The organism is Mitsuaria sp. 7 (assembly GCF_001653795.1).
Taxonomy (GTDB): domain Bacteria; phylum Pseudomonadota; class Gammaproteobacteria; order Burkholderiales; family Burkholderiaceae_C; genus Roseateles.
The window spans coordinates 4,179,434-4,205,776 of the sequence record NZ_CP011514.1 but is presented as its reverse complement, the minus strand read 5'-3'; the positions used below and the strand labels follow the sequence as shown (position 1 = coordinate 4,205,776).

The window sequence follows — 26,343 nt, the reverse complement described above, 5'->3', positions numbered from 1 at the left end:
TGGTCGCGCGGGGTCGGAACCCGCAGGAGTCTTCTCGTTTGAGGACTATCCTAGATGAGAATTGCTCTCATCTGCAAGCCTCCCGTCTGCAAGCGCTTGCAGTGCCTGGGGGCTTTGGGCGAAGCGGCGTCAGACCAGGCGAAGGTCCTTGGGCCGGACGCCGGGGAAGACGCGGGCGACGGCGTCGTTGGACAAGCCGAACTGGCGTTGCCACAGCCCGCCCAGCACGGCGCGGTAGTCGTTGAGGACGGGGTAGTCGCGGTTCTGGAACAGCGAGGTCGCCGTCAGCGCGATCTGGTCGCCGGCGACCGGACCGCCGGACGCGAGGCCGCCGCCCAGCAGCCAGTACACGCTGCCGTGACCGTGGTCGGTGCCGCGGTTGCCGTTCTCGCGGAAGGTGCGGCCGAATTCGCTGATCACCATCACGGTGGTCTGTCGCCAGAGATCGGGTCCGAGCTCGTCCGCGATGCCCGCCAGGCCTCGGCCGACTTCCTCGAAGCGGTTGGCCAGCTGGCCGGTCGCGCCGCCCTGGTTGACGTGCGTGTCCCAGCCGCCCACGTCGATGAAGCCCAGGTTGAAGCGTCCGCGCATCAGCGTCGCGATGCGGCGTGCCTCCAGCTCGAAGCCTTTGGCGGGAATCGCATTGCGGCCGGCAGCGTCGGTCATCGTCTTCATGCGATCGGGCGAGAGGTCGCGCGCCAGTTCCTCGCGCAGCGCGAGGCCTTCCTCGACCGACGCGCCCAGGCTCTGGCCCTGGTACATGCTCGCGATCAAGGCGCGGTTCTTCGCGTCCACGGCAGGTCTCGCGGTCTCGCGCAAACCGGCGTTGGCGATCCGGACCGGGCCGCGGAACGCGATCGGCAACTGGTCGGTGAACGACAGCGCCTGCTGCGCGTCGAGCTCCGCCGCCAGCCGGTTCAGGAAGCCCGAGTTGTAGTCGCGGGAGCCACCCACCGGCTGGCCCAGTTCGATGCTGTCCTGCGTCTCGAAATGGCTGCGCGAGAGGTCCTCCGTCCCGGCGAACGGGAGGAAGCGCGCCTGTCCCGCCTGCACCAGCGGGAACAGGCTCGCGCGCAGGGCCGGGTGCAGGCCCCAGTCGGCAGTGAGCGGCAGCGCCGAGGCGTTGTCCGTCGGCGAGGGCCTGGCGATCGCGATGCGCGGCCGCTGCTCGTAGTAGAAGCTGCTGCTCGTGGGGATCAACAGGTTGGTCGCGTCGTAGCCGCCGCGCAGGAAGACAAGCAGGAAACGCGGCCTGTCCGCGCCCGCTGCGAACAGTCGCGCGCCGGACATCGCCAACGGTGCCGCGGCGAGCGATTGCAGGAGGTGGCGTCGTTGCATGGTCTGCGGTTCCGGTCAGCGATACATGAAGTCAGGACTGGAGAGCCACAGCGTCAGCCATTGCTGCGGCGTCGTCGTCTGCGCGAGCGCCGTGCGCGTCGCCGGTGCGAGCGTCGGCTCGACGCGCGTGCGCAGCGGCTTCAAGTCCGGCAGCGGCACCGGCGTGTTCGTGCCCTCCGGCCGGTACAGCGCCACCGCGCCGCCGCCGATCTGACGCGCGACCTCGAATCTCAAGGTCATCTGCCCCGGGCTGTTCCACGCATCCGCGGTCAGCGGATAACCGTCCGGCGTCTGCTTGTCGTAGAGCCCCTGTCCGAGGCGTCGCAGCCAGTTCTGCAAGGGCTGAGCGTTCTGCAGCTCGCGCTGTTCGAAACCCGCGCGCAGGCTGGACAGCAGGTAGACGTGCGGATCCTTGAACCTTGGCGCCTCCGCCGAGGCGAACTGCGGCGCGTACAGCATCGGACGCAGCGTCGCGGGCAGGTCGCCCTTCGTTCTCAGGAAGGCCGCCGCCATCGCGTCGACCACGTCGCGCGGCGGCTGCTCGCCGAGGAAGAACACCGCCAGCTTGCCGCAGACGAAACGCGCGGTCGCGGGTTGCGCGACCAGCAGGTCCAGCACCTCGTCGAGTTCATCGGCGCCGCGGCCCTTGATCGTGCGGCCCAGCAGCTGCTTGTCGCCGAAGTCGTGACGGGCAGGGTGGAACTCGAACAGGCCGTCGCGCTTGTAGAGCGCCTCGAAGCGCGGCGCGATCTTCGCCGGCTCGGGATCGACGCGCACGCCGAAGCCCGTCAGCACGCGCGCCAGTTCCTGCACGTCGCGCTGCGTGTACCCGCCGTCGACACCGAGGGTGTGGAGCTCGAGGAGCTCACGCGCGTAGTTCTCGTTGAGCGCGCGCACGGCGTTCTGATCGTTGTCCAGGTAGCGCAGCATCGCCGGGTGCCGCGCGACCGCGCCCAGCATCGTCCGGAACGATCCCAGCGCGTGCGGGCGCAGCGCGCGGTCCTGGTAGTCCGCGAGCAGCAGGCGGATGTCGCGCTTGCCCTGGTGCACGTTGAAGTGGTTGAACCAGAACCACGACAGCTGTTCAAGGAGCTGCTGTTCGGCGTAGAGCTCGCGCAGCAGCTGCCGCTCGCCGGTCTCGCGCGCCGCGAGGCCCTGCGCGTCCTGGTAGGCCTTGCGCGCGGCGATGCGTTCTTCCTCCGTCGCGACCTTGTTGTCGCCGTTGCGCCGGAACGATTCCGCCGCCCACACGCGCGACGGCAGGTTGCCCTGGCTGATGCCCATCGCATCGATGCGGGCCTGGACGGGCGCGGGCATCGTCGCCTTCGGGTCGGCCTTGATCTGGCGTTCGACATAACGGCCCCAGCCGACGCGCTCGATCTCGTCCAGCTGCGATTGCGTCGCGCCCCAACCGATGCGATTGGCCGCGCGCAGGCGCTGCGACGCGTCCATCGGAATATCAGGTGCGGAGGGCAGCCCGCCGCATGCGGCGAGCGCGGCGGAGGCCGTCGCGCCTAGCAGCAGCGAGCGGCGACTGAGTGCGGAGGTCGGGGCAGACATGCGACAAGCATGCCGCCCCGATGTCGGCCATGTCCAGTGGCCTTTGCGCTACTTCACAGTTGTAGCGCCCCGTTCCGCCGACGCGCCGACGCGCCGACGCGCCGACGCGCCGGCACGCCCGCCCTCAGAGTTCGGCGACGCCCTTCACCCGTTCGGGGGCCTTCGTCAGCGGCACGGCGGCGATGGGCGCTTCGACCGCGCGACCGTGGAAGCGGTCCAGCAGATCCTTCCACTGCGCGCGCACGGTGACGACGTTCGCCAGCTTCACGTGGCCGTAGCCGCGGATGCCTTCGGGCAGGCGCGCGAGCTTGATGGCGACGTCGAGCTTCTCCGCGCTCAGGTGCGCGAGCAGCTCGTCGACGAGCGCTTCGTAGTCGCGCACCAGTTGGCGCTCGATGCGGCGCTCCTCGGTCTTGCCGAAGATGTCGAGCGCACCGCCGCGCAGGCCTTTGAACTTCGCCAGCGTCTTCAGCGCCTTGAAGGTCCACGAGCCGAGCTCGACCTTCTTCGCGCGGCCGTCGGCGCCCGGCTTGGACAGCAGCGGCGGGGCCATGTGGAAGCTCAAGTGATCCCAGTCCTCGAACTGCGCCTTCAGCGCGGCCTCGAACTTGCCGTCGGTGTAGAGGCGGGCGACCTCGTACTCGTCCTTGATGGCGAGCAGCTTGGCGTAATAGCGCGCGACGGCCTTGGTCAGGCGCAGACCCTTGCCGGCGTCGCCCAGTGCGGACTCGGCGGCTCGCACGCGCTGCACCAGCGCCTCGTAGCGCGACGCGTAAGCGGCGTCCTGGTAATCGGTCAGGAAGGCCTTGCGGCGCGCGATCAGGCCGGGTTGGCCGTCCTTGTCGTCGAGCTGGTCGAAGTTGAACCACTGCACCGCGGAACCGGTCTGCTCGCCGGCCAGGCGGCGCAGCGCCTCCGGCGCGGCGATCGCGAGGCGGCCCAGCGCGAAGGCGGTCTTGTTGTTCTCGACCGCGACGCCGTTCAGCTCGATCGCGCGCATCAGCGCCTCGAAGGACACGGGCACCAGGCCGCGCTGCCAGCACGCGCCCAGCATGATGATGTTGCTGGGCATGGTGTCGCCCATCAGGCGCTTGGCGATGTCCTGCGCGTCGATGCTGGCGAGCAGGTCCTTGCCCTCGCCGACGGCGTGGCGCATCTTCGCGATCAGCGCATCGGCCTGCAGGCTCGCGTCCGGGTTGCGGACGAACGCGGCGGTGGGCAGCTCATGCGTGTTGGCCAGGATCACCGTGCGGCCGGCCTTGATGGTGGCCAGCGCGTCGGCGCTCGCGCCCACGACCATGTCGCAGGCCAGCAGCACGTCGGCCTGCTGCGTGTCGATGCGGACCTGGTTGAGCAGGTCCTGCGTCGGCGCGACGCGCACGAAGGACAGCACCGCGCCGCCCTTCTGCGCGAAGCCCATGAAGTCCAGCACCGAGCTCTGCTTGCCTTCCAGGTGCGCGGCCATCGTGACCAGCGCGCCCACCGTCACGACGCCGGTACCGCCGACGCCGGTGACCAGCATGTCGAAGGGCCCCGTCCACGCCCAGGGCGCGGGGGGCTGGATCGCGGCGATCTCGCGCGCCAGGTCCGCCGGACCGAAGGCCGCGCCGGCGCGCTTCTTCAGCTTGGCGCCGTGCACCGAGACGAAGCTCGGGCAGAAACCGTTCACGCAGCTGAAGTCCTTGTTGCAGCTGCTCTGCTCGATGACGCGCTTGCGGCCGAAGTCGGTCTCCACCGGCACGACGGACAGGCAGTTGCTCGCCTGGCCGCAGTCGCCGCAGCCTTCGCACACGGACTCGTTGATGAAGATGCGTTTGTCGGGGTCGGGGAACTCGCCCTTCTTGCGGCGGCGGCGCTTCTCGGCGGCGCAGGTCTGGTCGTAGATCAGCACGGTGACGCCGGCGATCTCGCGCAGCTCGCGCTGCACGGCGTCCAGTTCGGCGCGGTCGTGGAAGGTCGTGCCCGTCGGGAAGAGCCCGTGGTGGCCCTCGTACTTCTCGATGTCGTCGGAGACCACGACCAGGCGCTTGACGCCTTCGGCCTCGACCTGGCGAGCGATCTGCGGCACCGAGGTCTGGCCGTCGACCGGCTGGCCGCCGGTCATCGCGACCGCGTCGTTGTAGAGGATCTTGTAGGTGATGTTGGCCTTGGCCGCGATGGCCTGCCGGATCGCCAGGTAGCCCGAGTGGTAGTAGGTGCCGTCGCCCAGGTTCTGGAAGACATGCTTCTCGGTCGTGAAGCGCGAATGCGCCGCCCAGTCGACGCCTTCGGCGCCCATCTGGATCAGGCCCGAGGTGCCGCGTTCCATCCAGCTCGCCATGAAGTGGCAGCCGATGCCGGCCAGCGCGCGCGAGCCCTCGGGCAGCTTGGTCGAGGTGTTGTGCGGGCAGCCCGAGCAGAAGTAGGGCTGGCGGCGCACCGCGTCGGCGCTGTTGGACAGCAGGCAGGGCGTCAGGAAATCGACGACCAGATGGCGCCGGTCCAGCGCCGGGTTGAGCCGCGCCAGCCAGTCGGCGACGGTCGGCATGATGCGCGACGGCCGCAGCTCGCCGAGCGCGCTCAGCACCGCGGCCCCGTGTTCATCGGACTTGCCGACCACGCGCGGGCGCTGCGCGTCGGGCAGGTGGTAGAGCAGTTCCTTGATCTGGCGCTCGACGACGGGCGCCTTCTCCTCGATGACCAGCATGTCGGTCAGGCCCTGCGCGAACTCGCGGATGCGCGTGGGCTCCAGCGGGTACACGAGGCCGACCTTGTAGACGCGAACGCCGGCGGCGGCCAGCGCGTTGGGGTCCAGGTCCAGGCGGCGCAGCACTTCCATGAAGTCGTAATGCGCCTTGCCGACCGTGACGATGCCCAGCGACGCGCGCGGGCTGACGACGATGTGCTTGTCGATCGAGTTGACCTTCGCGAAGGCCAGGACGGCGTCGATCTTGTGCGCGAGGCGCGACTCCAGTTCCAGCGACGGCAGGTCGACGGCGCGGATGTGGAGATTGGTCGGCGGCGTGTGGTCGACGGGCAGCTCGAAGTCCATAGCCACCGCGTCGAGGTCGACCGTCATGCCCGACTCGACGACTTCCGAGATCGCCTTGAAGCCCACCCACGCGCCCGAGAATCGCGACAGCGCCCAGCCGTAGAGGCCGAACTCGAGGTATTCCGCGACGTTGCCCGGATGCACCAGCGGCATCGACCAGGCCTGCAGCGCGAGGTCGCTCTGATGCGGCGTCGACGAGGACACGCAGCCGTGGTCGTCGCCGCAGACGACGAGCACGCCGCCCTGCTTCGCGGTCCCGTAGACGTTGCCGTGCTTGAGCGCGTCGCCGGAGCGGTCCACGCCCGGCCCCTTGCCGTACCACATGGCGAAGACGCCATCGACGGTGCGCTTCGGGTCCAGCGCCACACGCTGCACGCCCAGGCAGGCGGTGGCGGCGAGGTCCTCGTTGATCGCCGGCAGGAAGTTGACTTCCGCCTTGTCGAGGAACTTCTTCGCCTTCCACAGCTGCTGGTCGACCATGCCCAGCGGGCTGCCGCGGTAGCCGCTGACGAAGCCGGCGGTCTTCAGGCCCTGGCGCTCGTCCTGGGCCTTCTGCATCAGCAGCAGGCGCACGAGCGCCTGGGTGCCGGTCAGGAACACCGGCCCCGCGCTGGCGGCCAGGTTGTCGGAGAGCTGGTAGGGGCGCAAGGCCGGCGCGGCGGCAAGACTGGCTTCGGTCATGGCTTGTCTCCCCAAGGGGACGAGCCGCCCGGGACGGACCCGGTCGGCTCGGATTATCTGAAGAATGAATGGAGGGATTCTTTCCGAGACAATGCGCACTTTCTTGCTTCGTTTACTAGAACGGAGCCTTGGATCGACCAGATCATTCTCAGAAAGCGCCAATATGGAGAACGAACGTTTCGATCGTGCGACGCGCCTGATCCTCGAGGCGTTGCAGGCCGACGCGCGGCAGAGCACGCAGCAACTGGCGGACAAGGTCGGGTTGTCGGCGACGCCGGTCTGGCGCCGGGTCAAGGAGCTGGAGGAGCGCGGCGTGATCAAGCGTCATGTGGCGCTGGTGGACCGGGAGCAGCTGGGGCTGTCCATCTGTGTCCTGGCCAACGTCAGCCTGGTGCGTCACACGGAAGGCGCGGTGGATGCCTTCGAGGCGATGGTGGCGGGCAGTCCGGAGATCGTCGAGTGCCAGGCCATCACCGGCGAGGCGGACTACGTCATCAAGATCGTCGCGCCGGACATGAAGGCGTACGACCAGTTCCTGCAGAGCAAGGTGTTCCGGGTGCCGGGCGTCGCGAGCGTGCGCAGCAACGTGGTGCTGCGCGAGGTGAAATACGAGACCGCCTACCCCGTCCCATGAGCCGGCGCCTGCGCGTTCTCCTCAATGGGCATCGCGTTTTCGACGTGAGATCCTGACGCCATGTTCTCCGTCTACGGCACTTCGGGAAAGCTGATCACCGGCGGCCTGGAGCAGGTCCGCGACCTGGCTCCGGTGCAGGCGGTGGCGCGCACGCGCGCCGTGGCGCCGATCGCGCGGCAGGGTGACCTGACGCCGTCGACGGTGGTGCTTGCGGGCGTGGGGCAGGGGACTGGCGGCGGCGTCGGCGGCACGCCGGGATTCGGGCCCTCGGCCTACATGGCGCATGAGGCCTTGGCCGCCTACGCCGGCGACACCACGCGGGTGCCGTTGACGCAGGTGCATCAGCTGATGAGCCGCAAGCTGATCAGCGTGATGTCGGGCTCGTCGCTGCGGCAGGCGATGCGGACGATGTCGCGCGCCGGCGTCGCGCAGGCGCCGGTGCTCGGGGATCAGGGTGAGGTGCGCGGGCTGGTGTCGCGCGGCGATCTCACGCGCGGCCTGGCGGAGGACCTCGAGGAGATGGCGGAGATCATGGTCATCGCGAGGCGGCTCGCTGCTCCGGTGGATGACGTGATGTGGACGCCGGTGCCGGTCGCGCAGCCCGACACGCCGTTGCGGGAGGCCGCCCAGTTGATGCTCGACCTGGGTCTGCCCGGTCTGCCGGTGGGCGACGACAACGGCCACCTGATCGGCTTCCTCTCACGCAGCGACCTGCTGCGCGGCATGACGCACGAACCGCCGCTGGACCTCTGGTCCTGAAGGCCGCGGCCCCTCGGGGTCAGTACTTGCGCATCCCGCGGTCGGCTTCTTCCTGCTCGATCGCCTGCAGCGTGCGCCAGTCGGTGCAGACGAACACGCCGTCCTCGACGATGCGGTCCGGCAGCGAGCCGTCGCCGCGGGCGACCTTCCCGTCCTTGCAGATCAGCGTGCCGCGCGCCTGACCCTGGTCCTGCAGCGCCTTGCCGACGACCATCGAATCCCGGGTGTACAGCGTCAGCATGAGCAACGCGAACAGCGCGCCCAGCATCAGCGCCACGCCGACGACGATGTCGCTGACGTCGCGCAGGGCGGATGGCGGTGCCGGCGCCGCCGCCTGCGCACGAGGCGCGGCGGCGAAGCTGCGGCCGTCGTCACGCGACGCGCTTGACGGGGAGCGCGACGTGGACGTCGAACCGGATCGCGTGTTGGCGCGATTGAAGCCGGACGAAGGACGGGTGGTGGCCATGTTCATGAAACGGATCGCTTTGCCAAAGACAAACACCAGCAGGGCGGGACCGGGGACGTATGGGATGAAGGCTACAGGCGACCGGCCCAGTCAATAACTTAAATGCGGGGCTCCCCACCAAAAATGCACGGGTGCCTGGGCCCCTTTCCGTTGGTTACAGCAGTTGCAGAACTAAGATTTCCGCACCTCAAAAGGACGCCTCCCAGGCGCCCTGTAGCGCCCGAAGTGGCGCAGTGCGCACACCGCGCGGACCCAAACGCCGACCCTGCGTCCACCTTCGCGAGTTCGAACACCATGTCCCACGCCGATGCCCCTCTCACGGCCGCCGCGCATCAGGCGCTGCAGAAGCTGTCGCACGAGTTGCCGGATGCCTGCGAGCGTCTGGACTACGTCAAACGCATGACCGACCAGGCCGCCAACAAGGTGCTGGGGATCGTCGAGTCGGCGCAGGACGATGCGCAGGCGGTGGCGCGTCAGGGACACGAGTTGTCGGAGTCCTTGCAGCGTCTGGCCGCGGCGCCCGATCTGAGCGTCGAGCGCGCCCGCGCGATGATGCGGCTGTGCGCGGCCTATGCGGCCGGTGCCGCCGGTTTTGCCGACCGCGTGAAGGGTCTGCAGACCGAGATCATGATGGCCCAGGACTTCCAGGACCTGTCCGGCCAGGTGATCAACAAGGTACTGGGCATGCTGCGCCCCGCGGAGGAACCGCTGCAACAGCTGCTCGCCGGACAGGAACACGCTGCGCCCGCCACCGCCGCGGAAGAACAGCTCGCCGGGGTGCAGACGCCGGACAAGGCGCTGCAGCAGGACGACGTCGACGCGATGCTGGCCGAGATGGGCTTCTGAAGGCGCTTCCGAGAAGCCCCTGAGGCCGTTCCCGGCCCAGTCGATGAAGGGCTCCGCTGTCCGTGTTCAGGACCAGAGCATCGGATCCACCTCGTAATACCGGCGCAGCTCTCCGTACAACGCGGGATGCGCCTGCGCCAGCGCCCACGGCTGACCGAAGAAGCGCTCGCTCGCGACCGCGAAGAACTCCGCCGGTTCCGTGGCCGCGTAGTCGCCCAGCGGATCGGGCTCGCCGGCCGCCAGTCGCGCGCGCAGCAGGTCGAAGCTCTGCTGCATCACCACCGCCCAGCGCGCCTGCCGGGCCCGGTTGCCCAGCCACGGCGCGCCGTTGGCCAGACCCTTGACCTGATCGAGCTGGTGCGCAAATTCGTGCACCGCGACGTTGTGGCCGCGCCCGGGCTGCGAGGCGTCCCTCAGCACGTCCTCCCAGGACAGCACGACCTGACCCTCGCCCCACGATTCGCCGCTCAGGACCTGCCGGTCCTGCATCTGCAACGGGCCCTGATGCCGCACGCGATCGACGATGAACGCGCCGGGATAGACCAGCACCGTGTGCAGCTTCGGGTAGTAGCCGCGGGCGCGGCCGAGCAGCGGCAGCGTCGCCAGCGCCGCGATGGTCACGCGGACCTCGTCGGTGATGACCTGGCCGGCGCAGCCGATGAAGGATTTCTCCGCGAGGAAGACCTGCATCTGGCGCTTGAGCTTCAGTTGCAGGTCCGCCGGCAGCTGCGCGACCTGCGGCACGTTGCGGCGCAGGATCGCGCGCCACGCGGCCGGGAAGGCCTTGGCGCGCAGCGCGGCGCGGCGGCGCGCCTGCCGCCAGGAATGGCTCATCAGCCAGAAGCAGATCAGCGCCGCGATCAGCGCGAGCAACAGCAGGGTCATGGCGGGGAGCGCATCGGCGCTTCGCTGCAGGACTCCGAAGATGCGCGCAAGCCGGACGCTTTTCAAGAGCGGGTCAGGTGTTGCCGCTTGCAATCGTTGTTCGAACAGGAGTGCGGCGTCGGCGCGACGAAGTCCTGCCTGCGGGGCGATTGACGGTCGGCGCGAGGGCGGAGACGCCCACCCCGGTCATGCATGACCCGGACAATTTCGGCCTGGACGACCGCGGACTTGAGCGCTGATTGAAGCGCCGCCCCCAGACGGTCGCCTTGATATGAACCGATGAGCATGAGGGAGGGCGGCGACCGGCCGAGAGGCGCGGTGGCCGTCGAGGCGATTTGAAGTTTCCGGAAATGCAGGCGGCGTCGCTCAGGACGTCGCCGTTCGACGTCAGTCCGCTGCAGCAGTACCGCGCGAAGGTCCAGCAGGAGATGCTGGATGGCCCTCCGCCGTCCGTCGTGCTGCGCCTGTCCCCCTTCATCGGGACGGAAGGGCCGCTCAAGGAGATGTACGCGCAGAACAGCGCCGACGTCACCTACGGCCGTCACCCGCTCGGCCAGACGGTGCCGCCGGTCAGCCGCGTCGAGACGCCGCCGTATTCGCACGGCACCTACACGGCCGCCAATTTCCCGGACCTGCGCGTGCAGGTCGAGCTCGGACCGCTGCTCGTCAGCCACGTCGACCGCGCGGGCGGCACGCCGCGCGTGCTGGACGTCACCGCCTGACCCGCCTTAGCATCGCCGAGACCGTGTGCGACTGGCGCGCGGATCGGACGACAGCCGGGAGGGCACGATGAGCCAACAGGATCGACAGGGTCGGCGCGCGCGCTGGATGCGGCGCGTCATCGCGGCGCCGGTCGCGGCCGGGCTGGTGCTCGGCGGCGCGCCGGCCCGAGCGGCCGAACAGACCATCGAATTGAACTCCCGCGGCGGCTATCAGAGCCACCGGCTGCCGGACGGCACGACCGACGTGGAACTCGTGCAGCAGACCGCCGGCGGTTGCCGCTTTGGACGGACCTGGGGCTTCGATCTCACCAACAAGGAAATGTGGGTCGACGGCGGCTGCGGCGGCCGCTTCAAGGTCACGACCGCAGCGAGCGGAGCAGGCGGCACAGGCGGCTCGGGCGACAGCGGGAGCAGCTCGGACAACTCGAGCAACGTCGGCGCTGCCGTGGCCGCCGCGGCGGTGATCGCCGGCATCGCGTTGCTCGCCAGCAAGGACAAGGACAAAGACAACGACCGTGACAGCGACTGGCAGGGCGACGCCAGCTGGAACAGCCGTCAGATCCGCGGCAAGGGCGGCCTGTGCCTGGACATCGAAGGCGGCGCGCGTCCCGGTCGCAACCTCATCGTCTACGACTGCAACAGCGGCGGGAACCAGCGCTTCGAGTGGAACCGCAACGGCGAGTTGCGCGTCTCCGGCCTGTGTCTCGACGTCGCCAACGGCAACACGTCCGACGGCGCCCGCGTCATGGCCTACGACTGCAACGGCGGCGCCAACCAGCGCTGGCGCACGCGCGGCGGGGAGATCCGCAGCGTCGACTCCGGCAAATGCCTCGACATCGAGAACGGCCGCGCCCGCCCGGGCACGGCCGTCATCATGTATCGCTGCAACGGCGGCGACAACCAGCGCTGGTCGTGGTGAGGCGGGTCGCCCGGATCAGCGCGCGACGGTCTCCGTGCGCGCGGCGCGGACCGCTTCGCTGAGCACGTCCAGCACCTCGATCGAGTCGTCCCACGCCAGGCAGGCGTCGGTGATGCTCTTGCCGTATTCCAGCTTGGACGGATCGTCCTTGCCGGGGCTGAACTTCTGCGCGCCGCCCTTCAGGTGGCTCTCGACCATCACGCCGAAGATGCTGGTGCCGCCGGCGCGGATCTGCGCGGCGATGTCGCGCGCGACGTCCAGCTGGCGCTCGTGGTTCTTGCTGCTGTTGGCATGCGAGCAGTCGACCATCAGCCGCGTGTCGAGCTTGGAGGTCGCGAGGTCCGCGCAGGCGGCCGCGACACTCACGGCGTCGTAGTTCGGCGTCTTGCCGCCGCGCAGGATCACGTGGCAGTCGCGGTTGCCCTTGGTCTCGACGATCGCGACCTGGCCGTTCTTGTGCACCGACAGGAAGTGGTGGGGCCGCGCCGCCGCCTGGATCGCGTCGGTCGCGATCTTGATGTTGCCGTCGGTGCCGTTCTTGAAGCCGATGGGCGCGGACAAGCCCGAGGCCAGTTCGCGGTGCACCTGGCTCTCGGTGGTGCGCGCGCCGATCGCGCCCCAGCTGATCAGGTCGCCGATGTACTGCGGCGAGATCACGTCCAGGAACTCCGAGCCCGCCGGCATGCCCAGCCGGTTGATCTCCAGCAGCAGCTGGCGCGCGATGCGCAGACCCTCGTCGATGCGGTAGCTCTCGTCGAGGTAGGGGTCGTTGATCAGGCCCTTCCAGCCCACCGTCGTGCGCGGCTTCTCGAAGTAGACGCGCATCACGATCTCCAGCGTGTCGGCGTGCTGCTCGCGCAGCGCCACCAGGCGCCTGGCGTATTCCAGCGCCGCGGCCGGGTCGTGGATCGAGCAGGGCCCGATGATCACGAGCAGGCGGTCGTCCTTGCGCTGCATGATGTGGCGGATGCGCTGGCGCGTGCCGACGACGAGCTGCTCCATGGCCGTGCCACGGATCGGGAAGAAGCGGATGAGGTGTTCAGGAGGCGGCAAGGGCGTGATGTCCAGGATGCGTTCGTCGTCGGTCTCGGAGGTCTTGTCCTGCGGCGAATACCAGCGCTCCGCCTGCGTGGCGCTGGGATAAGGACTGGTCGACTTGGCATTCATGGGATTCACGCTTTCTCGTGGTGGACGGGCTGCTGCTGGGGAGTCCCTTCGCCCGGCCGAAAAAAAACCGCCGGGCTGTGGGCCCGGCGGTTTTTGAGGAATCTTGGCGCTCTGCTTATGCGTTCGCCTCTCCTCCGCCGGGGCGGTGCGAGAACCAAAAATAAGCAAAGTAAAACTTGGGTGCGGAACGCATGGGGACCGATAGTGCCTGTGCTTGTCGTGGCGCGTCAAGCGCCGTGCGGTGACAGCCGCACGGTCCGCTCGACGACATCGGACAAGTCATCCTTCGTGGGAAACGGGGTTTTGTGGTTCCGTCGCGATCGGACGGAGGGTCAGGCCGTGCCGCCGACGGTCAGGCCGTCGATGCGCAGCGTCGGCTGGCCGACGCCCACCGGCACGCTCTGGCCTTCCTTGCCGCACACGCCCACGCCGGTGTCCAGCTGCATGTCGTTGCCGATCATGGTGACGCGGGTCAGCGCGTCCGGGCCGTTGCCGATGATGGTCGCGCCCTTGACCGGGTACTGGATCTTGCCGTTCTCGACCCAGTAGGCCTCGCTGGCGGAGAACACGAACTTGCCCGAGGTGATGTCCACCTGTCCGCCGCCGAAGTTGGTCGCGTACAGGCCCTTGTCGATGCTGGCGATGATCTCCTTCGGATCCTTGTCGCCGCCCAGCATGTAGGTGTTGGTCATGCGGGGCATCGGAACGTGGGCGTAGCTCTCGCGGCGGCCGTTGCCGGTCGGGGCGACCTTCATCAGGCGCGCGTTCATCGCGTCCTGGATGTAGCCCTTGAGGATGCCGTCCTCGATCAGCACGTTGCGCTGCGAGGCGCAGCCCTCGTCGTCGACGTTGAGCGAGCCGCGGCGGTCGGGGATGGTGCCGTCGTCCAGCACCGTCACGCCCTTGGCGGCGACGCGTTCGCCGATGCGGCCGGCGAAGGTGGACGAGCCCTTGCGGTTGAAGTCGCCTTCCAGGCCGTGGCCGACGGCCTCGTGCAGCAGCACGCCGGGCCAGCCCGGGCCGACGACGACGGTCATCTCGCCGGCCGGGGCCGGACGCGATTCGAGGTTGGTCAGCGCCGCGCTCACCGCCTGTTCGACGTAGGAGGCGATCATCTCGTCGGTGAAATAGGCCAGGCCGAAGCGCCCGCCGCCGCCGCCGGAACCCACCTCGCGGCGGCCGTTGCTCTCGGCGATGACGGTGACGGACAGACGCACCAGCGGCCTCACGTCGGCGGCCAGCGTGCCGTCAGCGCGGGCGATCAGCACGACCTCGTGTTCGGCGGCCAGGCCGGCCATCACCTGCGCGATGCGCGGGTCCTTGGCGCGGGCCAGACGCTCGGTGCGCTCCAGCAGGGCGACCTTCTGCGCGCTGTCCAGGCTGGCGATCGGATCGGCGTCGCCGTAGAGCGCGCGGCTGCCGGAGACGACCGGCTCGGTCGGCACCTTCACGCGGCGGCTCTGGCCGGCCGACGCGATCGCGCGCACGGTGCGGGCGGCGTCGAGCAGCGCGGCTTCGGAGATGTCGTCGGAATACGCGAACGCCGTCTTCTCGCCGGCGACGGCGCGCACGCCCACGCCCTGGTCGATCGAGAAGCTGCCGCTTTTGACGATGCCTTCCTCCAGGCTCCAGCCCTCCGCGCGGGTGGTCTGGAAGTAGAGGTCGGCGTCGTCGACGCGGTGCTCGGTGATCAGGCGCAAGGCCTGCGAGAGCGACGCATCGGTCAGGCCGAAGGGTTCAAGCAGCTGGGCACGGGCGGTGACCAGGCGGGCGAGGGTGGGTTCGCGCGAAATCATCGGCCGATTGTAGGCACCGCCCGCGAGGCCCGCCCGCAGGAGGGCGGGGGCGACCCTCCGGGAGGGATGGTGACCTCCCGTAGCAATCGCTTCACCGATCTTTACGGTGACCCGGTCGCCGTTTCGGAAGAGGCGCTCGTTGTCTCCTCAGCGGCAACGAACACCGCAGCCAACCCTCCCAAGGAGCCCCTCGATGAAGCGCATTTCCCTCTCGATCGCCCTCGTGTCCAGCCTGATGGCCGTCTCGGCTTTTGCCCAGACGCCCGCGACCGCGACGCCGCGCGTCGACCAGCGTGAAGCGAACCAGCAGCAGCGCATCGCCAACGGTGCCGCGTCCGGCCAACTGACGGCGAAGGAGACGCAGCATCTGGAGAAGGAGCAGGCCCGTGTCGACAACGCCGAGGCCAAGGCCAAGTCGGACGGCGTCGTCACCGCGAAGGAACGCCGCCAGCTGCAGCGCAAGCAGGACGTCGCCAGCGCCGACATCCGCCGCGCGAAGCACAACAACAAGACCGCCGGGAAGTGATCAGGGAGTGATCGCCTGAGGGGCCTTGTCGCCCTCAGGCGTCCTCTTCATCGTCGCCCGCAGCTTCCTGCTTCCACTCAAGCGCCTGCTGGTACAGCGCCTTGCGCGACTCGCCGGTCAGCTCGGCGGCCAGCGCCGCGGCCTGCTTCAGCGGCAGGTCGCGCACGAGCACGCGCAGCGTGCGCAGCGCGTCGTCGGGCAGGCCGTCGTTGCCGGCGACCACCGGCGCCGCATGCAGCACCAGCACGAACTCGCCGCGCTCGCGCTGCTTGTCCTCGGCCATCCAGGCGGGCAGCGTCGCGCAGGGCGCGGTGTGGATGGTTTCGAACTGCTTGGTGACCTCGCGGCATACCGTCAGCGTCTGCTCGGGCGCGAGCTCGGCCAGCAGCGCGATCAGCTCCTGGATGCGATGCGGCGCCTCGAACAGCACCTGGCTGTGCGGCGCGCCGGTCAGCGCCTGCAGCGCGCTGCGGCGCTCCGCAGCCTTGGTCGGCAGGAAACCCACGAAGCGGAAGCCCTGCGCCCGCGCGTCGCCGGCCACGCTGAGCGCCGCCGCCGCGCTGCTGGCGCCGGGCAGCGGCATGACGCGCACGCCGGCCTTCGCCGCGGCGGCGACGAGCACCGCGCCCGGGTCCGAGATCGCCGGCGTGCCCGCGTCGCTGACGTAGGCGATGCGCTCGCCCGCCAGCAGCCGTGCGACCAGGCCTTCGGCCGCCTGCTGTTCGTTGTGCTGATGCAGGGCCACCAGCGGCTTGTGCAGACCGAGCCAGCGCAGCAACTGAGCGCTGACGCGCGTGTCCTCGCAGGCGACCGCGTCGACCAGGCCCAGCACGTGGATCGCGCGCAGGCTGAGGTCGGCGAGGTTGCCGATCGGGGTCGCGACGACGTAGAGCGTGCCGCCCGGGTGTTGCTGATGACCGGCCGCGGCGGAAGCGGCGGCGATCAGCGAAGCGGACGGGGACGTCGACATGTTCAAGAAGTTCTCCAGGGGAAGCACGGGCACCACCGAGGCCGTGGACAAGCAGGCGCGCGGCGCCGAGGCCGAACAGCGCGCCCTCGATCATCTGCGACGGCAGGGGCTGCGGCTGGTGGCGCGCAATTATCGGGTGGCGCGCGGACCGTCCGCGCGCGGGGGCGAGGTAGACCTGATCATGCGGGAGCGCGACGGGACGCTGGTCTTCGTCGAGGTCCGCGCCCGCGAGGGCGACGCGCACGGCGGCGCGGCGGCCAGCGTGACGCGGGCCAAGCAACGGCGTGTGATCTTCGCGGCGGAATGTTTCCTGCGCACCCAGCGGATCGTGCCGCCTTGCCGCTTCGATGTCGTGGCCATCGACGGCGACAGCATCGAGTGGTTGAAGGGCGCGTTCGATGTGCCGGCGGAGCATTGAGACGACCCGCATCCCCGCCCGATGCAGCCTTTATCATCCCCGCATCTATGTTGGAACAACGCATACAACAACAATTCTTCGAAAGCGCGGACCTGCTGTACCAGATCGCCGAGGGCCTGTCGCGCCCGCTGGCGGTCGCGGCGCAGATGATGGTGGACGCGCTGACGGGCGGCGGTCGCGTGCTGAGCGCGGGCCTGGGCATCTCGGCCGCGGACGCGACCTACATGGCCTCGCTGCTGTCCGGCCGCTTCGAACAGGAACGGCCCGGCCTGGCCGCGATCGCGCTGGACGCGCAGGCGCAGGGCTACGCCGACCCGGCGTCCGCGCTGATGCGGCAGATCCAGACCTTCGGCCATCCGGGCGATCTGCTGCTGCTGTACGAGGCGCAGGCCAGCGGCGCGGCGGCGGCGCTGCTGCAGGTGGCGCACGGCCAGGAGATGAGCGTGATCGTGCTCAGCGGCACGCAGGACGACGAGTGGCGCGGCACGCTGCTGGACACCGACGTGCAGCTGCGCGTGCCGCACAGCCGCTTCGCGCGGGTGGCGGAGGCGCACCGCCTGCTCTCCCACTGCCTCAGCGACGCGATCGACCTGCAGCTCCTGGGCGCCGGCGAATGACGCCGGTCAAGACCTGGCCCTCCCCGTGACCCCGACCGCTCCGATCTCCCCGACCTCTCCAAGGACCTCCCGATGACCCAGACCCGTTGGAACCGCCGCCTGATCCTTGCCGCCGCACTCGGCGGCGCCTTGCTGCAGACCGCGTGCGTGCCGCTGATCGTCGGCGGCGCCGCGGTGAGCGGGGCGTTCGTGGCGACCGACCGCCGCACCTCCGGCACGCAGCTCGAGGACCAGGGCATCGAGCTCAAGACCTCCAACCGCATCCGCGAGCAGCTCGGCGACCGCGTGCACATCAGCGTCAACAGCTACAACCGCATGGTGCTGCTGACCGGCGAGACCCGCAATGACGAGGACAAGGCCGCCGTCGAACGCATCGCGCAGGGCGTCGAGAACGTCAGCAGCGTGCTCAACGAAGTCGGTGTCGGCATGCTGAGTTCGCTGTCCAGCCGCGCGAACGACGTGGCGATCGCGGCCAAGGTGAAGGCCAGCCTGGTCGATGCGAAAGATCTGATCTCGAACGCGTTCTATGTGGTGGTCGAACGCGGCAACGTGTACATCATGGGCCGCGTGACCGAACGCGAAGCGACCCGCGTGACCGACATCGCGCGCGGCGTGCGCGGCGTGCAGAAGGTCGTGCGCGCGATGGAGATCATCAGCGAGGCCGACCTGGCCGCGATGGGCCAGTCGCAGCAGGCCAAGCCCAAGAGCAATCCTTGAACGGCACGCCTGAAAGGCTCGCCTTGAAAAGCACGTCTTGAAAAGCACGTCTTGAAAAGCATGCCTTGAACGGGCTGGTCGGCACTGGCCGCCCACCCGATTTCTCCTCGAAGGGACCGCAGACGCGGTCCCTTTTTCTTGCGCGGACGGTCGGCGAAAGGACTGCCCGGAAAAAAGGGGCGCATCAGTGTCGCGACCCTCGTGGGCGGTGCGATCTCGACTCGTCGCTTTTGATCTTTTTTGCGAGTCCTTTGACTTGCCTCACACATGAAGGCAATCGCTGCTGACGGATCGGTCAGTGCTCCTCATCATCGCGCCTCCCTCAATAAGCAAAGCGGAGGACGCGTCGATGTACTTTCCCTATCTCCATGGCAAACAGAAGGAGGTGCTGGCCCTGCGGCACCTCGCGCCGGTGCTCGGGTCGGACGGCCAGGTGCAGCCGGTGCTGGAGCCGGTGCGCCAGGCGACGACCTCGGTGCGTCACACGCTCGAGGCCTGCGAGGCGCACCGGCTCCAGGTCTGGCTGGTGATCAATCCCGTGCGGCAGGATTTCGAACTGCTGCCGCCGGCGCAATCCCTGGAATGGGGCCGTCAGCTGTTCACGTCCTTGCCCCAGCGGCAATGGATCCATCCGACGCTGATGCTCGGCCCCTCCCTGACGCCGGCCGTCATCCGGCGCTTCGTGCAGCTGTTCGGGGCGCGACCGCTGGGGATCGTCGTCGGCACGGACGCGCCGCCGCTGCATGAGGTGATGACGCTGCTCGGCGGCGCGCAGGTGCGGATGGTCTTCTTCAAGGACATCGAGCCCACGCGGGCGGCGCGCGCGATGATAGGCGCCGCGGGATGCGTCTGGGTGGAGGACCGGCGGCTGCCGGAGAACCCGGAGCTGCGCGTCAGCGAACGGCACCTGTTCACCGACCGCGCGTTGACCTTCCTGGCCGACGGGCTCGCCGGGTTCTCGGACTACACGACCTTGCCGTCACGCCCCGAGGCGCCGGAACTGCCGTCGCGGCTCGCGGCCTTCCGGCTCAGTTGCCTGCGCACGGCGCCCGCCTCCGGCGAGTTCTGGATCGAGCACTTCATGGGCGGACGCTTCGGTCCCGACGAGGGCGGCGCGGACGCCCGCTTCCGCCAGGCGCTGCTCTCCTTCCATGCCGCGCTGGACCGGACCGACGTCAGCTTCGGTCCCACGGAGGCGGTGCGGCGTTACCTCACCGGGCTCATCGACGGCATCGTGCCGACGCGGGCGCTGAGCAAGCAGTGGGAGGTGATGCATCACCTCGAGCTGGTCAGCGGCGTGCTGGCGGGACGCTTCCCGGCGAAGCCGACGACAGGCGCGCCGGACAGCCTGCTCACGACGCCGCCGCGCTCAGGCGCACTGGAATTCCGCTGAGCACCGAGGTCCCCGAGACCGGGTCGCGGGCCTCGTCGTCCAGCAGCAGGTTCATGTTCACGCCCGGATGCCGGGCGGCGACCGAGAGCCGGCTGCCGGTGAGGTCATGGCCCCAGCCATGCGGCAGGCTCACGACGCCCGGTCGCATGTCCGCGCTGAGCGTGATCGGCGCGATCAGGCTGCCGCGTGCGTTGCTCAGGCGCGCGGACTGGCCGTCCGCGAGGCCGGCACGCGCGGCGTCGTCGGGGTGGACCAGCAGGGTGCAGCGGTCCCGCCCCTTCGCCAGCACCGGCAGGTTGTGCATCCAGCTGTTGTTGCTGCGGGTCTCGCGACGTCCGATCAGCAGCAGCTCGTCGCCGGTCGGATGGCGCAGGGCGGCATCCGCGTGGACGAGGTCCGCCAGCAGCGCGGGCGGCGCCAGTTCGACGCGGCCCGAGGCCGTGCGCAGCACTTCGGGAATCCGCGGCTGCAGTTCGCCGAGGTCGATGCCGTGCGGTGCGGCGCGCACGCGCTTCAGCGTGAGGCCGTCCGGCTTCGTGCCGAAGCCGTCGCCGTATGGGCCCGAGCGCAGGCCGAGATCGAGCCATCGCGCCGGGCCCGAGCCGCCGTCCAGCATCGCGAAGATCGTGTCGGCGTGGTCGCCGGTCTGGCGCTTGAGCTCGGCCCGGAGTGCCGCGTCGTCGAAGGCTTGCAGATCCGCGTCGGCGGCTTGTCCGGCGACGATCGCGGCCAGTCGCAGCAGCGTCTGCCATTCGGCGCGCGGCACGTCGTCGCCAGCGGCGGCACTCGCATCGGTGGCCGTGGGCATCACCGGGCCGGACCAGCGCGCGTGGTTCCGCCAGGACAGCTGCGCGAACACCATGTCGTAGTGCCAGTCCTCCAGCGGCGACGGCGGCGGCAGGACCAGGTCGGCATGGCGGCTGGTCTCGTTGATGTACGGATCCAGGCTGACCATGAAGTCCAGGCCGTCGAGCGCGCGCGCGAGCCGGGCACCGTTCGGCGAGGAGAGCACCGGGTTGCAGGCCACGGTGATCAGCGCGTGGACCTGGCCGTCGCCGGGCGTCTCGATCTCCTCGGCCAGGCAGCTGATGGGGAACTCGCCCATCACCTCGGGGGCCCTGCCGACGCGGCTCTGGCGGCGGCCGGTCGCGACGCCCTTGCCCTGGCCCGGCCGGCCCATCGTGTTGGCCGCGAACGCGGCGGCCTTGGGGAACATCAGGCCGCCCTCGGTGTCGAAGTGGCCGGTGACGATGTTGAGCGCGTCGATCAGCCAGCTGTTCAGCGAGCCGAAGCGCTGCGTGCAGGTGCCGAAGCGGCCGTAGAGGACGGCCTTGGGCGTCGTCGCGAACTCGCGCGCGAGCCGCCGTTGCGCGTCCGCGGCGATGCCGCAGTGCGCGGCGCAGCGTTCGGGCGGGAAGTCGGCGACGGCGGCGCGCAGCGCGTCCAGGCCGTCGACGTGATCCGCCATCTTGCCGAGCTTCTCGAGCTTCTCCTCGAACACCGTGTGCAGCAGGCCCAGCAGCAGGAAGACGTCGCCGCCGGGGCGGATCGCGAGGTGCTCGTCGGCGGCCTGCGCGGTCTCGGTCCGGCGCGGATCGATGACGATGATCCGACCGCCTCGTGCGCGCATCGCCTTGGCCTTGCCGCGGTAGTCGGGGCTGGTCCACAGGCTGCCGTTGCTGACCATCGGATTGGCGCCGAGGCAGATGAACAGGTCGGTGCGCGGCAGGTCCGGCACCGGGACGCTGAGCCAGTGGCCGTACATCAGCCCGCAGGCGAGCTGCTTGGGCATCTGGTCCAGCGTCGAGGCCGAGAACAGGTTGCGCGTCCCCAGCGCGCGCGCCAGGTGCGGGAAGTAGCTGAACAGGCCGATCTTGTGCGAGGCCGGATTGCCGATCGTCAATGCGACGGTGTCGGCGCCGAACTGCGTGCGCAAGGGTGGCAGGCGCTGCGCGATCTCCTCGAAGGCGTCGTCCCAGCTGATCGGGTCGAAGCCCGAGCGGTCCGCGCGGCGGCGCATCGGCTGGCGAAGGCGGTCGGGATCCTCGTGCAGGTCCTTCAGCGCGACGCCCTTGGGGCAGAGGTAGCCGCGGCTGAACGGGTCCGCGTCATTGCCGCGTATGGACACGATGGCCGTGCCCTCGGCGGACGTGCGGGTGCGGATCTCGAGTCCGCAGCAGGCCTCGCAGAGCGGGCAGATGCGGGTGTGCGTGTGTTCGGTGGCGGCGGCGTCGATGGCCATGGCTGTCTCCCGTCGTTTGCCGACGATTGTGGGAGTCGCTCAACGCCCGCGAGGTCATGTACGCGACAACTGCGCGCTGGGGTGACTCCCTCGCCCGCTTGCGGGAGAGGGTGGGGGTGAGGGCCAGCGGCCGTCGCAGGCTACATCTGCCGGAACAGGTGCGTATAGCTCTCCGCGACGATCAGCGCGTCCTCGCTCTCCTTGAGCTTGACCTGCATGCGACCGCGGAAGTCGCGCGACACGCCGGCGACCGCCGCCGCGTTGACCAGCGTCGAGCGGTGGATCTGCCAGAACTGCTGCGGATCGAGCTCGTCGACCAGTTCCTTCAGCGGCTTGCGGATCAGCGCCTCGCCCTGGCGCGTGGCGACGCGGGTGTACTTGCTGTCGGACTGGAAGTACAGCACCTCGTCCACGGTGATCAGCTTCAGCGTCTGCCCGACCGACGCGTTGATCCAGCGCAGGTACTGCCGCTTCGTGGTCGCGCCGGCCTGCGCGCCGAGCTGGCTCAGCACCGCGCTGAGGTCGGCGGGCGGACCCGCCAGCCGCTGCTTGATGCGCTGGATCGCGGTGAAGAGGCGCGCGGGTTCGAGCGGCTTGAGCAGATAGTCCACCGCGCCCTCGTCGAACGCGGCGACGGCGTACTGGTCGTACGCGGTGACGAACACGACGTGCGAGCGGCCCTGCACCTGGCGCGCCACGTCCAGGCCGGTGGCGCCCGGCATCTCGATGTCGAGGAAGAGCACGTCGGGCTTGACCTCGTGCAGCAGCCGCAGCGCCTGCACGCCGTCGGCGGCCTCCCCGAGGATGTCCAGTTCCGGCCACAGCTGCGAGAGCCGCTCGACGAGTTCATGGCGCAGGGTGGCCTCGTCTTCGGCGACGACGGCGGTCGGGTGCGGGGTCATGCGGGCAGCTCCAGCGTGAATTCGGTGTCCTCGGCATTGCTGCGGCACTGCAGCCGCGGCGGCGGCGTGCCGGGCGCGCGTTCCAGACGCTCCAGCCGCTCGCCGAGCGCGTGCAGCGACGCCTCCTCGCCGCCCAGCCCGCCGCGGTCGAACGACAGCTTCAGCCGCAGGCCGCCGCCGGGCGACTCCTGCGCGCTCAGACGGGCCTGCGACGGCAGCCGCGTCGTGTCGCGCAGCATCAGCTGCGCCAGCGGCAGCAGCAGCATGGGCGGCAACGGCCGCGTGGCGAGCCAGGCCGACCAGTCCGTCGACAGGCTCAGCAGCCGGCGATGCCGCCCCGCGACCACGGCGAGGTAGCTGTCCAGCAGCGCCGCCTCGGAGGCCAGCGTCACGCCGCGCTCGCGCAGCCGGGGCAGGGCCACGCGCAGGTGGCGGATCAGGCGTTCCATCTGCTCGGGCGCCTCGCGGTCGGCGCGGTCGTAGGCGCGCTCGATGTCGACCAGCGTGTCGAACAGGAACTGCGGCTCCACCTGCGCCTGCAGCGCGGCGAGCCGCGCGGCGACCGCGTCGCGCTGCATCGCGCTCTGCTCGCGCAGCAGCGCTTCCACCTTCGCCCGGGTGCGGCGGCGGCGCATCGCCATCTCGTACCAGGCCACCGACAGGCTGGCGGTGACGCAGATCGACAGGCATTCGCCGATGAAGTTGAGCCAGCCGATCGGCTGGCAGGGCGCATCGCACTTGCGCGCCCGCGCGAGTTCGGCGATGGAGGGCAGCTGGAGCAGGGGCATCAGCTGGTCGTAGAGCAGCTTCGCGAGCACCGCGCCGATCAGCACCGCCGCGCCCAGCCGCGCGATCCGCCAGCGACTCTCCGGCGCGCTGCGCGACGCCGGCAGCCAGGTGAGCAGGATGATCAGCGCCACCAGCAGCGGCGTCAGCATCTGGTTGGCGAGCGCCGACGGCCAGCGCGCGTCCTCCATCACGTAGAAGATCGACGACGCATCGATCAGCCCGTAGAACACGCCGATCAGCAGGAACCAGGACAACTCCTCGCGGCGCAGCGAGCGCCACGAGTGCCAGACGTGGGCCGCCGGTTCTCGCACGCTCACGAGGAGGCTCCGGCGGTCGCTGCGGTGGCCGCAGCCGTCGTGGCCGCCGTGGCTGGATCGGCGGAATCGCCACGCGCTCCGCCGCCCAGCGGCACGCGGACCCGCGCGACGACGCCGCGCGGCGCCGCCGCCTCCAGTTCCAGGCAGGCGTCGCGGCCGAACATCGCCGTCAGCCGCGCACGGGTGTTGGCCAGGCCCACGCCGCTGCCGCCGCTGGCGGCGAACCCCTGACCGGTGTCGCGCACCTCCAGGACCAATCCCTGGCCGCCCGGCTCGCGCCGCGCGGAGATGTCGATGCGGCCGCCCTCGGGCAGCGGGGACAGGCCGTGCTTGATCGCGTTCTCCACCAGCGTCGGCAGCACCATCGGCGGCAGCGGTGTGGCGAAGAGCGCGGCGTCGGCCTCGATGTCGAAGCGCAGGCGCTCGCCCATGCGCATCTGCAGGATGGTGAGGTAGCTGCGCGCCAGTTCCAGTTCCTGCCCCAGCGTCGACGTGCCCTGGCGCATGCTCGGCAGCGCCGCGCGCAGATACGCGATCAGGCTGCCCATCATGTCGCGGCCGCGCTCGGGCGCGGTCTCGTAGAGGCGCTTCACGTTGGCCAGCGTGTTGAACAGGAAGTGCGGCTCGATCTGCGCATTCAGCGCGGAGAACTGGGCCTCCATCTGCTGCGCCTGGAGCCGGTCATGCTGGCGCGCCAGTTCGGCGAGCCGGGCCTGTGCGCTGCGTTCCTCGCGCACGCCGTGCAGCAGCGCGGCGAAGAAGCCGCCCAGCACCAGCCACAGCAGCAGGGTGGACAACAACCAGTCCCAATGCAGCGGCGCGTCCGGATCGCCGAGATTGGCGACCTTGTAGCGCAGCAGGGTGCCGAGCGTGGCGCCGACGGCGATCGCGACGGCGCGAACGGCGAGCGGCCATCGGATCCGCCAGCGGGTGAGCAGGGCCTCGGCCAGGGCCAGTGCGATCAGCACGCTGAGCGCGGTCAGCAAGGTCTGCCGTGTGAAGCGCAGCCATTCAGCGAGCCAGCCGGAGAGGCTGTCGTCCTGCGTCAGCCAGGTGAGCGACCGCGCGCCGGCCATCGCAAGGCAGAAGTAGAAGGCGGCCGCGATCATGCGCAGGTTGAAGAGCTGCAGCGCGGCGTCCCGCGCCGAGCGGCGGGGCTCGGCGGGATCGCCTGCGGACGGGGCGGGGGACGCGTCGGACATGGACGGCATTCTGGCCGTCGTGCGCGGGGCCCGCCAGCGGGCGTGCGACGAAGCGGCCCAGGGTCGGACGAGTCCGGCATCCATGGGGCGGAGGACGCGGCGAGGACCGCGCAAGGACACGGCATACTCGTCGCCCATGAAGATCAACATCGGTAACGGCGCCCGCCTGTTCGTGGACGTCGAGGGACCCGGCCTGGTGCCGGACGGGGCACGGATGCGGGAGAAGCCGACGCTGATCTGCATGCATGGCGGACCGGGCTTCGACCATGCGGCGTTCAAGCCGGCGTTCAGCCAGCTGGCGGACCTCGCGCAGATCGTCTACTACGATCATCGCGGCCATGGCCGCAGCGATCCGCGTCCGTCGTCCGAGTGGACGCTGGACATGTGGGCCGACGACATCGTCCGCCTCAGCGACGCGCTGGGCATCGAGAAGCCGATCGTGCTGGGCCAGTCCTTCGGCGGCTTCGTCGCGCAGCGCTACATCGCGCGGCATCCGGGGCACGCCTCGAAGGTGATCCTGTCCAGCACCTCGCACCACATGGGACTGGCGCGCAAGCTCGACGCCTTCGAGCGGCGCGGCGGACCCGAGGCGCGCGCGCTGGCCGAGGCCTTCTGGAGCCGTCCGACGCGCGAGACCTTCGAGGCCTACTGGGCCGGCGTGCGCCACCTCTACAACACGCAGCCGGCCGCCGACCCCGAGGCGGGCGGCCGCACGCTGGTGAACCTGGACATCCTGCTGCACTTCGTCAGCGGCGAGAAGCAGGACCTCGGGCTCCTGAAGGGACTGGAGAAGGCGCAGTGCCCGGTGCTGGTGATGGTGGGCGAGGACGACCCGGTGTGCCCGCTCGAGGATGCGCTGGAGATCCACGATGCGCTGCCGGCACAGTGGCGTCAGCTGGCGCGCTTCCCGGGTGTCGGGCACGGCGCATGGCGCGACGATCCGGTCGCGGCCTTCGCGGTGCTGAGGAAATTCATCGCCGGGTGAGCCGGTCTTGCTCCCTCTCCCGCTTGCGGGAGAGGGTGGGGGTGAGGGCCAGCGGCCGTCGAAGTACGACCTGCCCCAGGGCCGTCTGACTCAGGACGCCACCAGCGCCTTGAGATCGCGCTCGGCCAGCGTCGCGTCGCCGAGGTTGAGCTCGATGACGCGGCGCAGGTGGGTGATGCTCTCGATGTCGATGCCCAGGCTGAGCAGCCCGGCGCGATCGCCTTCCACGTGCGCGAGCTGCGCCGCCATCGTGATGCGGCCGTCATGCGGCGCCAGCGGCAGGTCCAGCAGGCACAGCGCGCCGGGCTCGACGGCGGAGCCGGGCGGCAGCAGCAGCAGCGCGCCCTTCAGCGACAGGTCCAGCACCTGCACCGGCAGGCGTTCATCGACCGTCACCAGTTGCGCCGGACCGGCGAACGCGATGCGGGAGAAATGGCGACGTTCGGCGCTCATGGTGTCTT

At 69.8% G+C, this 26,343-nt stretch carries 24 protein-coding genes; 11 read left to right on the top strand and 13 right to left on the bottom strand.

Features of this window, described 5'->3' with window-relative positions:
* Positions 1-129 precede the first annotated feature (129 nt).
* From ABE85_RS18430 to ABE85_RS18420, 3 genes are all read right to left on the bottom strand, one after another.
* Positions 130-1,338, bottom strand: a complete 1,209-nt coding sequence (locus tag ABE85_RS18430) for a DUF1501 domain-containing protein (RefSeq protein WP_067277881.1) — start codon at positions 1,336-1,338, stop codon at positions 130-132.
* Positions 1,339-1,353: 15 nt separating this feature from the next.
* A complete protein-coding gene (locus ABE85_RS18425; protein ID WP_067277877.1) occupies positions 1,354-2,898 on the bottom strand; it encodes a DUF1800 domain-containing protein in 1,545 nt (514 codons plus the stop codon).
* A 124-nt stretch (positions 2,899-3,022) separates the two neighbouring features.
* Positions 3,023-6,610, bottom strand: a complete 3,588-nt coding sequence (locus ABE85_RS18420; protein ID WP_067277873.1) for an indolepyruvate ferredoxin oxidoreductase family protein — start codon at positions 6,608-6,610, stop codon at positions 3,023-3,025.
* Positions 6,611-6,773: 163 nt separating this feature from the next.
* Between ABE85_RS18420 and ABE85_RS18415 the strand changes: the two genes are divergently transcribed.
* Together ABE85_RS18415 and ABE85_RS18410 are read left to right on the top strand one after the other, a co-directional pair.
* On the top strand, positions 6,774-7,244 hold the full coding sequence (locus tag ABE85_RS18415) for an Lrp/AsnC family transcriptional regulator (RefSeq protein WP_067277870.1): 471 nt from the start codon (positions 6,774-6,776) through the stop codon (positions 7,242-7,244).
* A 60-nt stretch (positions 7,245-7,304) separates the two neighbouring features.
* Complete coding sequence (locus ABE85_RS18410) at positions 7,305-8,003, top strand: HPP family protein (protein WP_067277867.1); 699 nt, start codon at positions 7,305-7,307, stop codon at positions 8,001-8,003.
* Positions 8,004-8,022: 19 nt separating this feature from the next.
* Here the strand turns inward: ABE85_RS18410 and ABE85_RS18405 are convergent, their stop codons facing one another.
* Positions 8,023-8,475, bottom strand: a complete 453-nt coding sequence (locus tag ABE85_RS18405) for a hypothetical protein (protein ID WP_067277863.1) — start codon at positions 8,473-8,475, stop codon at positions 8,023-8,025.
* A 288-nt stretch (positions 8,476-8,763) separates the two neighbouring features.
* Between ABE85_RS18405 and ABE85_RS18400 the strand changes: the two genes are divergently transcribed.
* Positions 8,764-9,315 (top strand): protein phosphatase CheZ, encoded by a 552-nt coding sequence (locus tag ABE85_RS18400; RefSeq protein ID WP_067277860.1) that lies wholly within the window; start codon positions 8,764-8,766, stop codon positions 9,313-9,315.
* A 66-nt stretch (positions 9,316-9,381) separates the two neighbouring features.
* On the opposite strand, the gene ABE85_RS18395 is transcribed toward ABE85_RS18400, so the two are convergent.
* Positions 9,382-10,200: a zinc-dependent peptidase gene (locus ABE85_RS18395; RefSeq protein WP_067277857.1), complete on the bottom strand. Its 819-nt coding sequence runs from the start codon at positions 10,198-10,200 to the stop codon at positions 9,382-9,384.
* Between the two features lie 335 nt (positions 10,201-10,535).
* On the opposite strand from ABE85_RS18395, the gene ABE85_RS18390 reads away from it, so the two are divergent.
* Positions 10,536-10,922 (top strand): hypothetical protein, encoded by a 387-nt coding sequence (locus ABE85_RS18390; RefSeq protein ID WP_157522602.1) that lies wholly within the window; start codon positions 10,536-10,538, stop codon positions 10,920-10,922.
* Positions 10,923-10,989: 67 nt separating this feature from the next.
* Complete coding sequence (locus tag ABE85_RS18385; RefSeq protein ID WP_231993122.1) at positions 10,990-11,841, top strand: lectin; 852 nt, start codon at positions 10,990-10,992, stop codon at positions 11,839-11,841.
* Positions 11,842-11,856: 15 nt separating this feature from the next.
* On the opposite strand, the gene ABE85_RS18380 is transcribed toward ABE85_RS18385, so the two are convergent.
* Together ABE85_RS18380 and tldD are read right to left on the bottom strand one after the other, a co-directional pair.
* Positions 11,857-13,008, bottom strand: coding sequence for a 3-deoxy-7-phosphoheptulonate synthase (locus ABE85_RS18380; protein WP_067277850.1), 1,152 nt, complete (start codon positions 13,006-13,008; stop codon positions 11,857-11,859).
* A gap of 332 nt (positions 13,009-13,340) precedes the next feature.
* A complete protein-coding gene (tldD, locus tag ABE85_RS18375) occupies positions 13,341-14,804 on the bottom strand; it encodes a metalloprotease TldD (RefSeq protein WP_067277846.1) in 1,464 nt (487 codons plus the stop codon).
* A 193-nt stretch (positions 14,805-14,997) separates the two neighbouring features.
* Between tldD and ABE85_RS18370 the strand changes: the two genes are divergently transcribed.
* Positions 14,998-15,330 carry a hypothetical protein gene (locus tag ABE85_RS18370; RefSeq protein WP_067277843.1) on the top strand — a complete coding sequence of 111 codons (333 nt, stop codon included), beginning with the start codon at positions 14,998-15,000 and terminating at the stop codon, positions 15,328-15,330.
* A 34-nt stretch (positions 15,331-15,364) separates the two neighbouring features.
* Here ABE85_RS18370 and rsmI read toward each other — a convergent pair whose 3' ends face one another.
* Positions 15,365-16,300 carry a 16S rRNA (cytidine(1402)-2'-O)-methyltransferase gene (gene rsmI, locus ABE85_RS18365; RefSeq protein ID WP_067277840.1) on the bottom strand — a complete coding sequence of 312 codons (936 nt, stop codon included), beginning with the start codon at positions 16,298-16,300 and terminating at the stop codon, positions 15,365-15,367.
* Here rsmI and ABE85_RS18360 point away from each other — a divergent pair.
* The 4 genes from ABE85_RS18360 (at position 16,299) to ABE85_RS18345 (ending at position 19,445) form a co-directional block, all read left to right on the top strand.
* Entirely contained in the window at positions 16,299-16,718 is a 420-nt protein-coding gene (locus ABE85_RS18360) for a YraN family protein (protein ID WP_067277836.1), read from the top strand. The genes rsmI and ABE85_RS18360 overlap by 2 nt on opposite strands.
* A 47-nt stretch (positions 16,719-16,765) precedes the next feature.
* Complete coding sequence (locus ABE85_RS18355; RefSeq protein ID WP_067277832.1) at positions 16,766-17,335, top strand: SIS domain-containing protein; 570 nt, start codon at positions 16,766-16,768, stop codon at positions 17,333-17,335.
* 72 nt (positions 17,336-17,407) lie between these two features.
* Positions 17,408-18,052 carry a BON domain-containing protein gene (locus ABE85_RS18350; RefSeq protein ID WP_067277828.1) on the top strand — a complete coding sequence of 215 codons (645 nt, stop codon included), beginning with the start codon at positions 17,408-17,410 and terminating at the stop codon, positions 18,050-18,052.
* A gap of 349 nt (positions 18,053-18,401) precedes the next feature.
* On the top strand, positions 18,402-19,445 hold the full coding sequence (locus ABE85_RS18345) for a sce7725 family protein (RefSeq protein ID WP_067277824.1): 1,044 nt from the start codon (positions 18,402-18,404) through the stop codon (positions 19,443-19,445).
* Here the strand turns inward: ABE85_RS18345 and ABE85_RS18340 are convergent.
* The 4 genes from ABE85_RS18340 to ABE85_RS18325 form a co-directional block, all read right to left on the bottom strand.
* Positions 19,405-21,687 carry a molybdopterin-dependent oxidoreductase gene (locus ABE85_RS18340; RefSeq protein ID WP_067277822.1) on the bottom strand — a complete coding sequence of 761 codons (2,283 nt, stop codon included), beginning with the start codon at positions 21,685-21,687 and terminating at the stop codon, positions 19,405-19,407. The two genes, ABE85_RS18345 and ABE85_RS18340, sit on opposite strands and share 41 nt — an antisense overlap.
* Positions 21,688-21,827: 140 nt before the next feature.
* Positions 21,828-22,589 carry a LytTR family DNA-binding domain-containing protein gene (locus tag ABE85_RS18335; RefSeq protein WP_067277820.1) on the bottom strand — a complete coding sequence of 254 codons (762 nt, stop codon included), beginning with the start codon at positions 22,587-22,589 and terminating at the stop codon, positions 21,828-21,830.
* On the bottom strand, positions 22,586-23,695 hold the full coding sequence (locus ABE85_RS18330; RefSeq protein ID WP_067277816.1) for a histidine kinase: 1,110 nt from the start codon (positions 23,693-23,695) through the stop codon (positions 22,586-22,588). The genes ABE85_RS18335 and ABE85_RS18330 overlap by 4 nt, the downstream gene beginning before the upstream one ends.
* Entirely contained in the window at positions 23,692-24,897 is a 1,206-nt protein-coding gene (locus tag ABE85_RS18325) for a sensor histidine kinase (RefSeq protein WP_067277811.1), read from the bottom strand. The genes ABE85_RS18330 and ABE85_RS18325 overlap by 4 nt, the downstream gene beginning before the upstream one ends.
* 136 nt (positions 24,898-25,033) lie before the next feature.
* On the opposite strand from ABE85_RS18325, the gene ABE85_RS18320 reads away from it, so the two are divergent.
* Positions 25,034-25,882 (top strand): alpha/beta fold hydrolase, encoded by an 849-nt coding sequence (locus ABE85_RS18320; RefSeq protein WP_067277808.1) that lies wholly within the window; start codon positions 25,034-25,036, stop codon positions 25,880-25,882.
* 90 nt (positions 25,883-25,972) lie between these two features.
* On the opposite strand, the gene ABE85_RS18315 is transcribed toward ABE85_RS18320, so the two are convergent.
* On the bottom strand, positions 25,973-26,335 hold the full coding sequence (locus tag ABE85_RS18315) for a PilZ domain-containing protein (RefSeq protein ID WP_067277802.1): 363 nt from the start codon (positions 26,333-26,335) through the stop codon (positions 25,973-25,975).
* Between the last annotated feature and the right edge of the window lie 8 nt (positions 26,336-26,343).

What these genes read in the sequence shown, in the direction of transcription:
- ABE85_RS18415 (WP_067277870.1), top strand. Translation starts at nt 6,774, where the DNA reads ATGGAGAACGAACGTTTCGATCGTGCGACGCGCCTGATCCTCGAGGCG.
- ABE85_RS18325 (WP_067277811.1), bottom strand. Translation starts at nt 24,897, where the DNA reads ATGTCCGACGCGTCCCCCGCCCCGTCCGCAGGCGATCCCGCCGAGCCC.
- ABE85_RS18420 (WP_067277873.1), bottom strand. Translation starts at nt 6,610, where the DNA reads ATGACCGAAGCCAGTCTTGCCGCCGCGCCGGCCTTGCGCCCCTACCAG.
- ABE85_RS18400 (WP_067277860.1), top strand. Translation starts at nt 8,764, where the DNA reads ATGTCCCACGCCGATGCCCCTCTCACGGCCGCCGCGCATCAGGCGCTG.
- ABE85_RS18340 (WP_067277822.1), bottom strand. Translation starts at nt 21,687, where the DNA reads ATGGCCATCGACGCCGCCGCCACCGAACACACGCACACCCGCATCTGC.
- tldD (WP_067277846.1), bottom strand. Translation starts at nt 14,804, where the DNA reads ATGATTTCGCGCGAACCCACCCTCGCCCGCCTGGTCACCGCCCGTGCC.
- ABE85_RS18350 (WP_067277828.1), top strand. Translation starts at nt 17,408, where the DNA reads ATGACCCAGACCCGTTGGAACCGCCGCCTGATCCTTGCCGCCGCACTC.
- ABE85_RS18410 (WP_067277867.1), top strand. Translation starts at nt 7,305, where the DNA reads ATGTTCTCCGTCTACGGCACTTCGGGAAAGCTGATCACCGGCGGCCTG.
- ABE85_RS18345 (WP_067277824.1), top strand. Translation starts at nt 18,402, where the DNA reads ATGTACTTTCCCTATCTCCATGGCAAACAGAAGGAGGTGCTGGCCCTG.
- ABE85_RS18370 (WP_067277843.1), top strand. Translation starts at nt 14,998, where the DNA reads ATGAAGCGCATTTCCCTCTCGATCGCCCTCGTGTCCAGCCTGATGGCC.
- ABE85_RS18360 (WP_067277836.1), top strand. Translation starts at nt 16,299, where the DNA reads ATGTTCAAGAAGTTCTCCAGGGGAAGCACGGGCACCACCGAGGCCGTG.
- ABE85_RS18395 (WP_067277857.1), bottom strand. Translation starts at nt 10,200, where the DNA reads ATGACCCTGCTGTTGCTCGCGCTGATCGCGGCGCTGATCTGCTTCTGG.
- ABE85_RS18335 (WP_067277820.1), bottom strand. Translation starts at nt 22,589, where the DNA reads ATGACCCCGCACCCGACCGCCGTCGTCGCCGAAGACGAGGCCACCCTG.
- ABE85_RS18425 (WP_067277877.1), bottom strand. Translation starts at nt 2,898, where the DNA reads ATGTCTGCCCCGACCTCCGCACTCAGTCGCCGCTCGCTGCTGCTAGGC.
- ABE85_RS18355 (WP_067277832.1), top strand. Translation starts at nt 16,766, where the DNA reads ATGTTGGAACAACGCATACAACAACAATTCTTCGAAAGCGCGGACCTG.
- ABE85_RS18380 (WP_067277850.1), bottom strand. Translation starts at nt 13,008, where the DNA reads ATGAATGCCAAGTCGACCAGTCCTTATCCCAGCGCCACGCAGGCGGAG.
- ABE85_RS18430 (WP_067277881.1), bottom strand. Translation starts at nt 1,338, where the DNA reads ATGCAACGACGCCACCTCCTGCAATCGCTCGCCGCGGCACCGTTGGCG.
- ABE85_RS18405 (WP_067277863.1), bottom strand. Translation starts at nt 8,475, where the DNA reads ATGAACATGGCCACCACCCGTCCTTCGTCCGGCTTCAATCGCGCCAAC.
- rsmI (WP_067277840.1), bottom strand. Translation starts at nt 16,300, where the DNA reads ATGTCGACGTCCCCGTCCGCTTCGCTGATCGCCGCCGCTTCCGCCGCG.
- ABE85_RS18385 (WP_231993122.1), top strand. Translation starts at nt 10,990, where the DNA reads ATGAGCCAACAGGATCGACAGGGTCGGCGCGCGCGCTGGATGCGGCGC.
- ABE85_RS18320 (WP_067277808.1), top strand. Translation starts at nt 25,034, where the DNA reads ATGAAGATCAACATCGGTAACGGCGCCCGCCTGTTCGTGGACGTCGAG.
- ABE85_RS18315 (WP_067277802.1), bottom strand. Translation starts at nt 26,335, where the DNA reads ATGAGCGCCGAACGTCGCCATTTCTCCCGCATCGCGTTCGCCGGTCCG.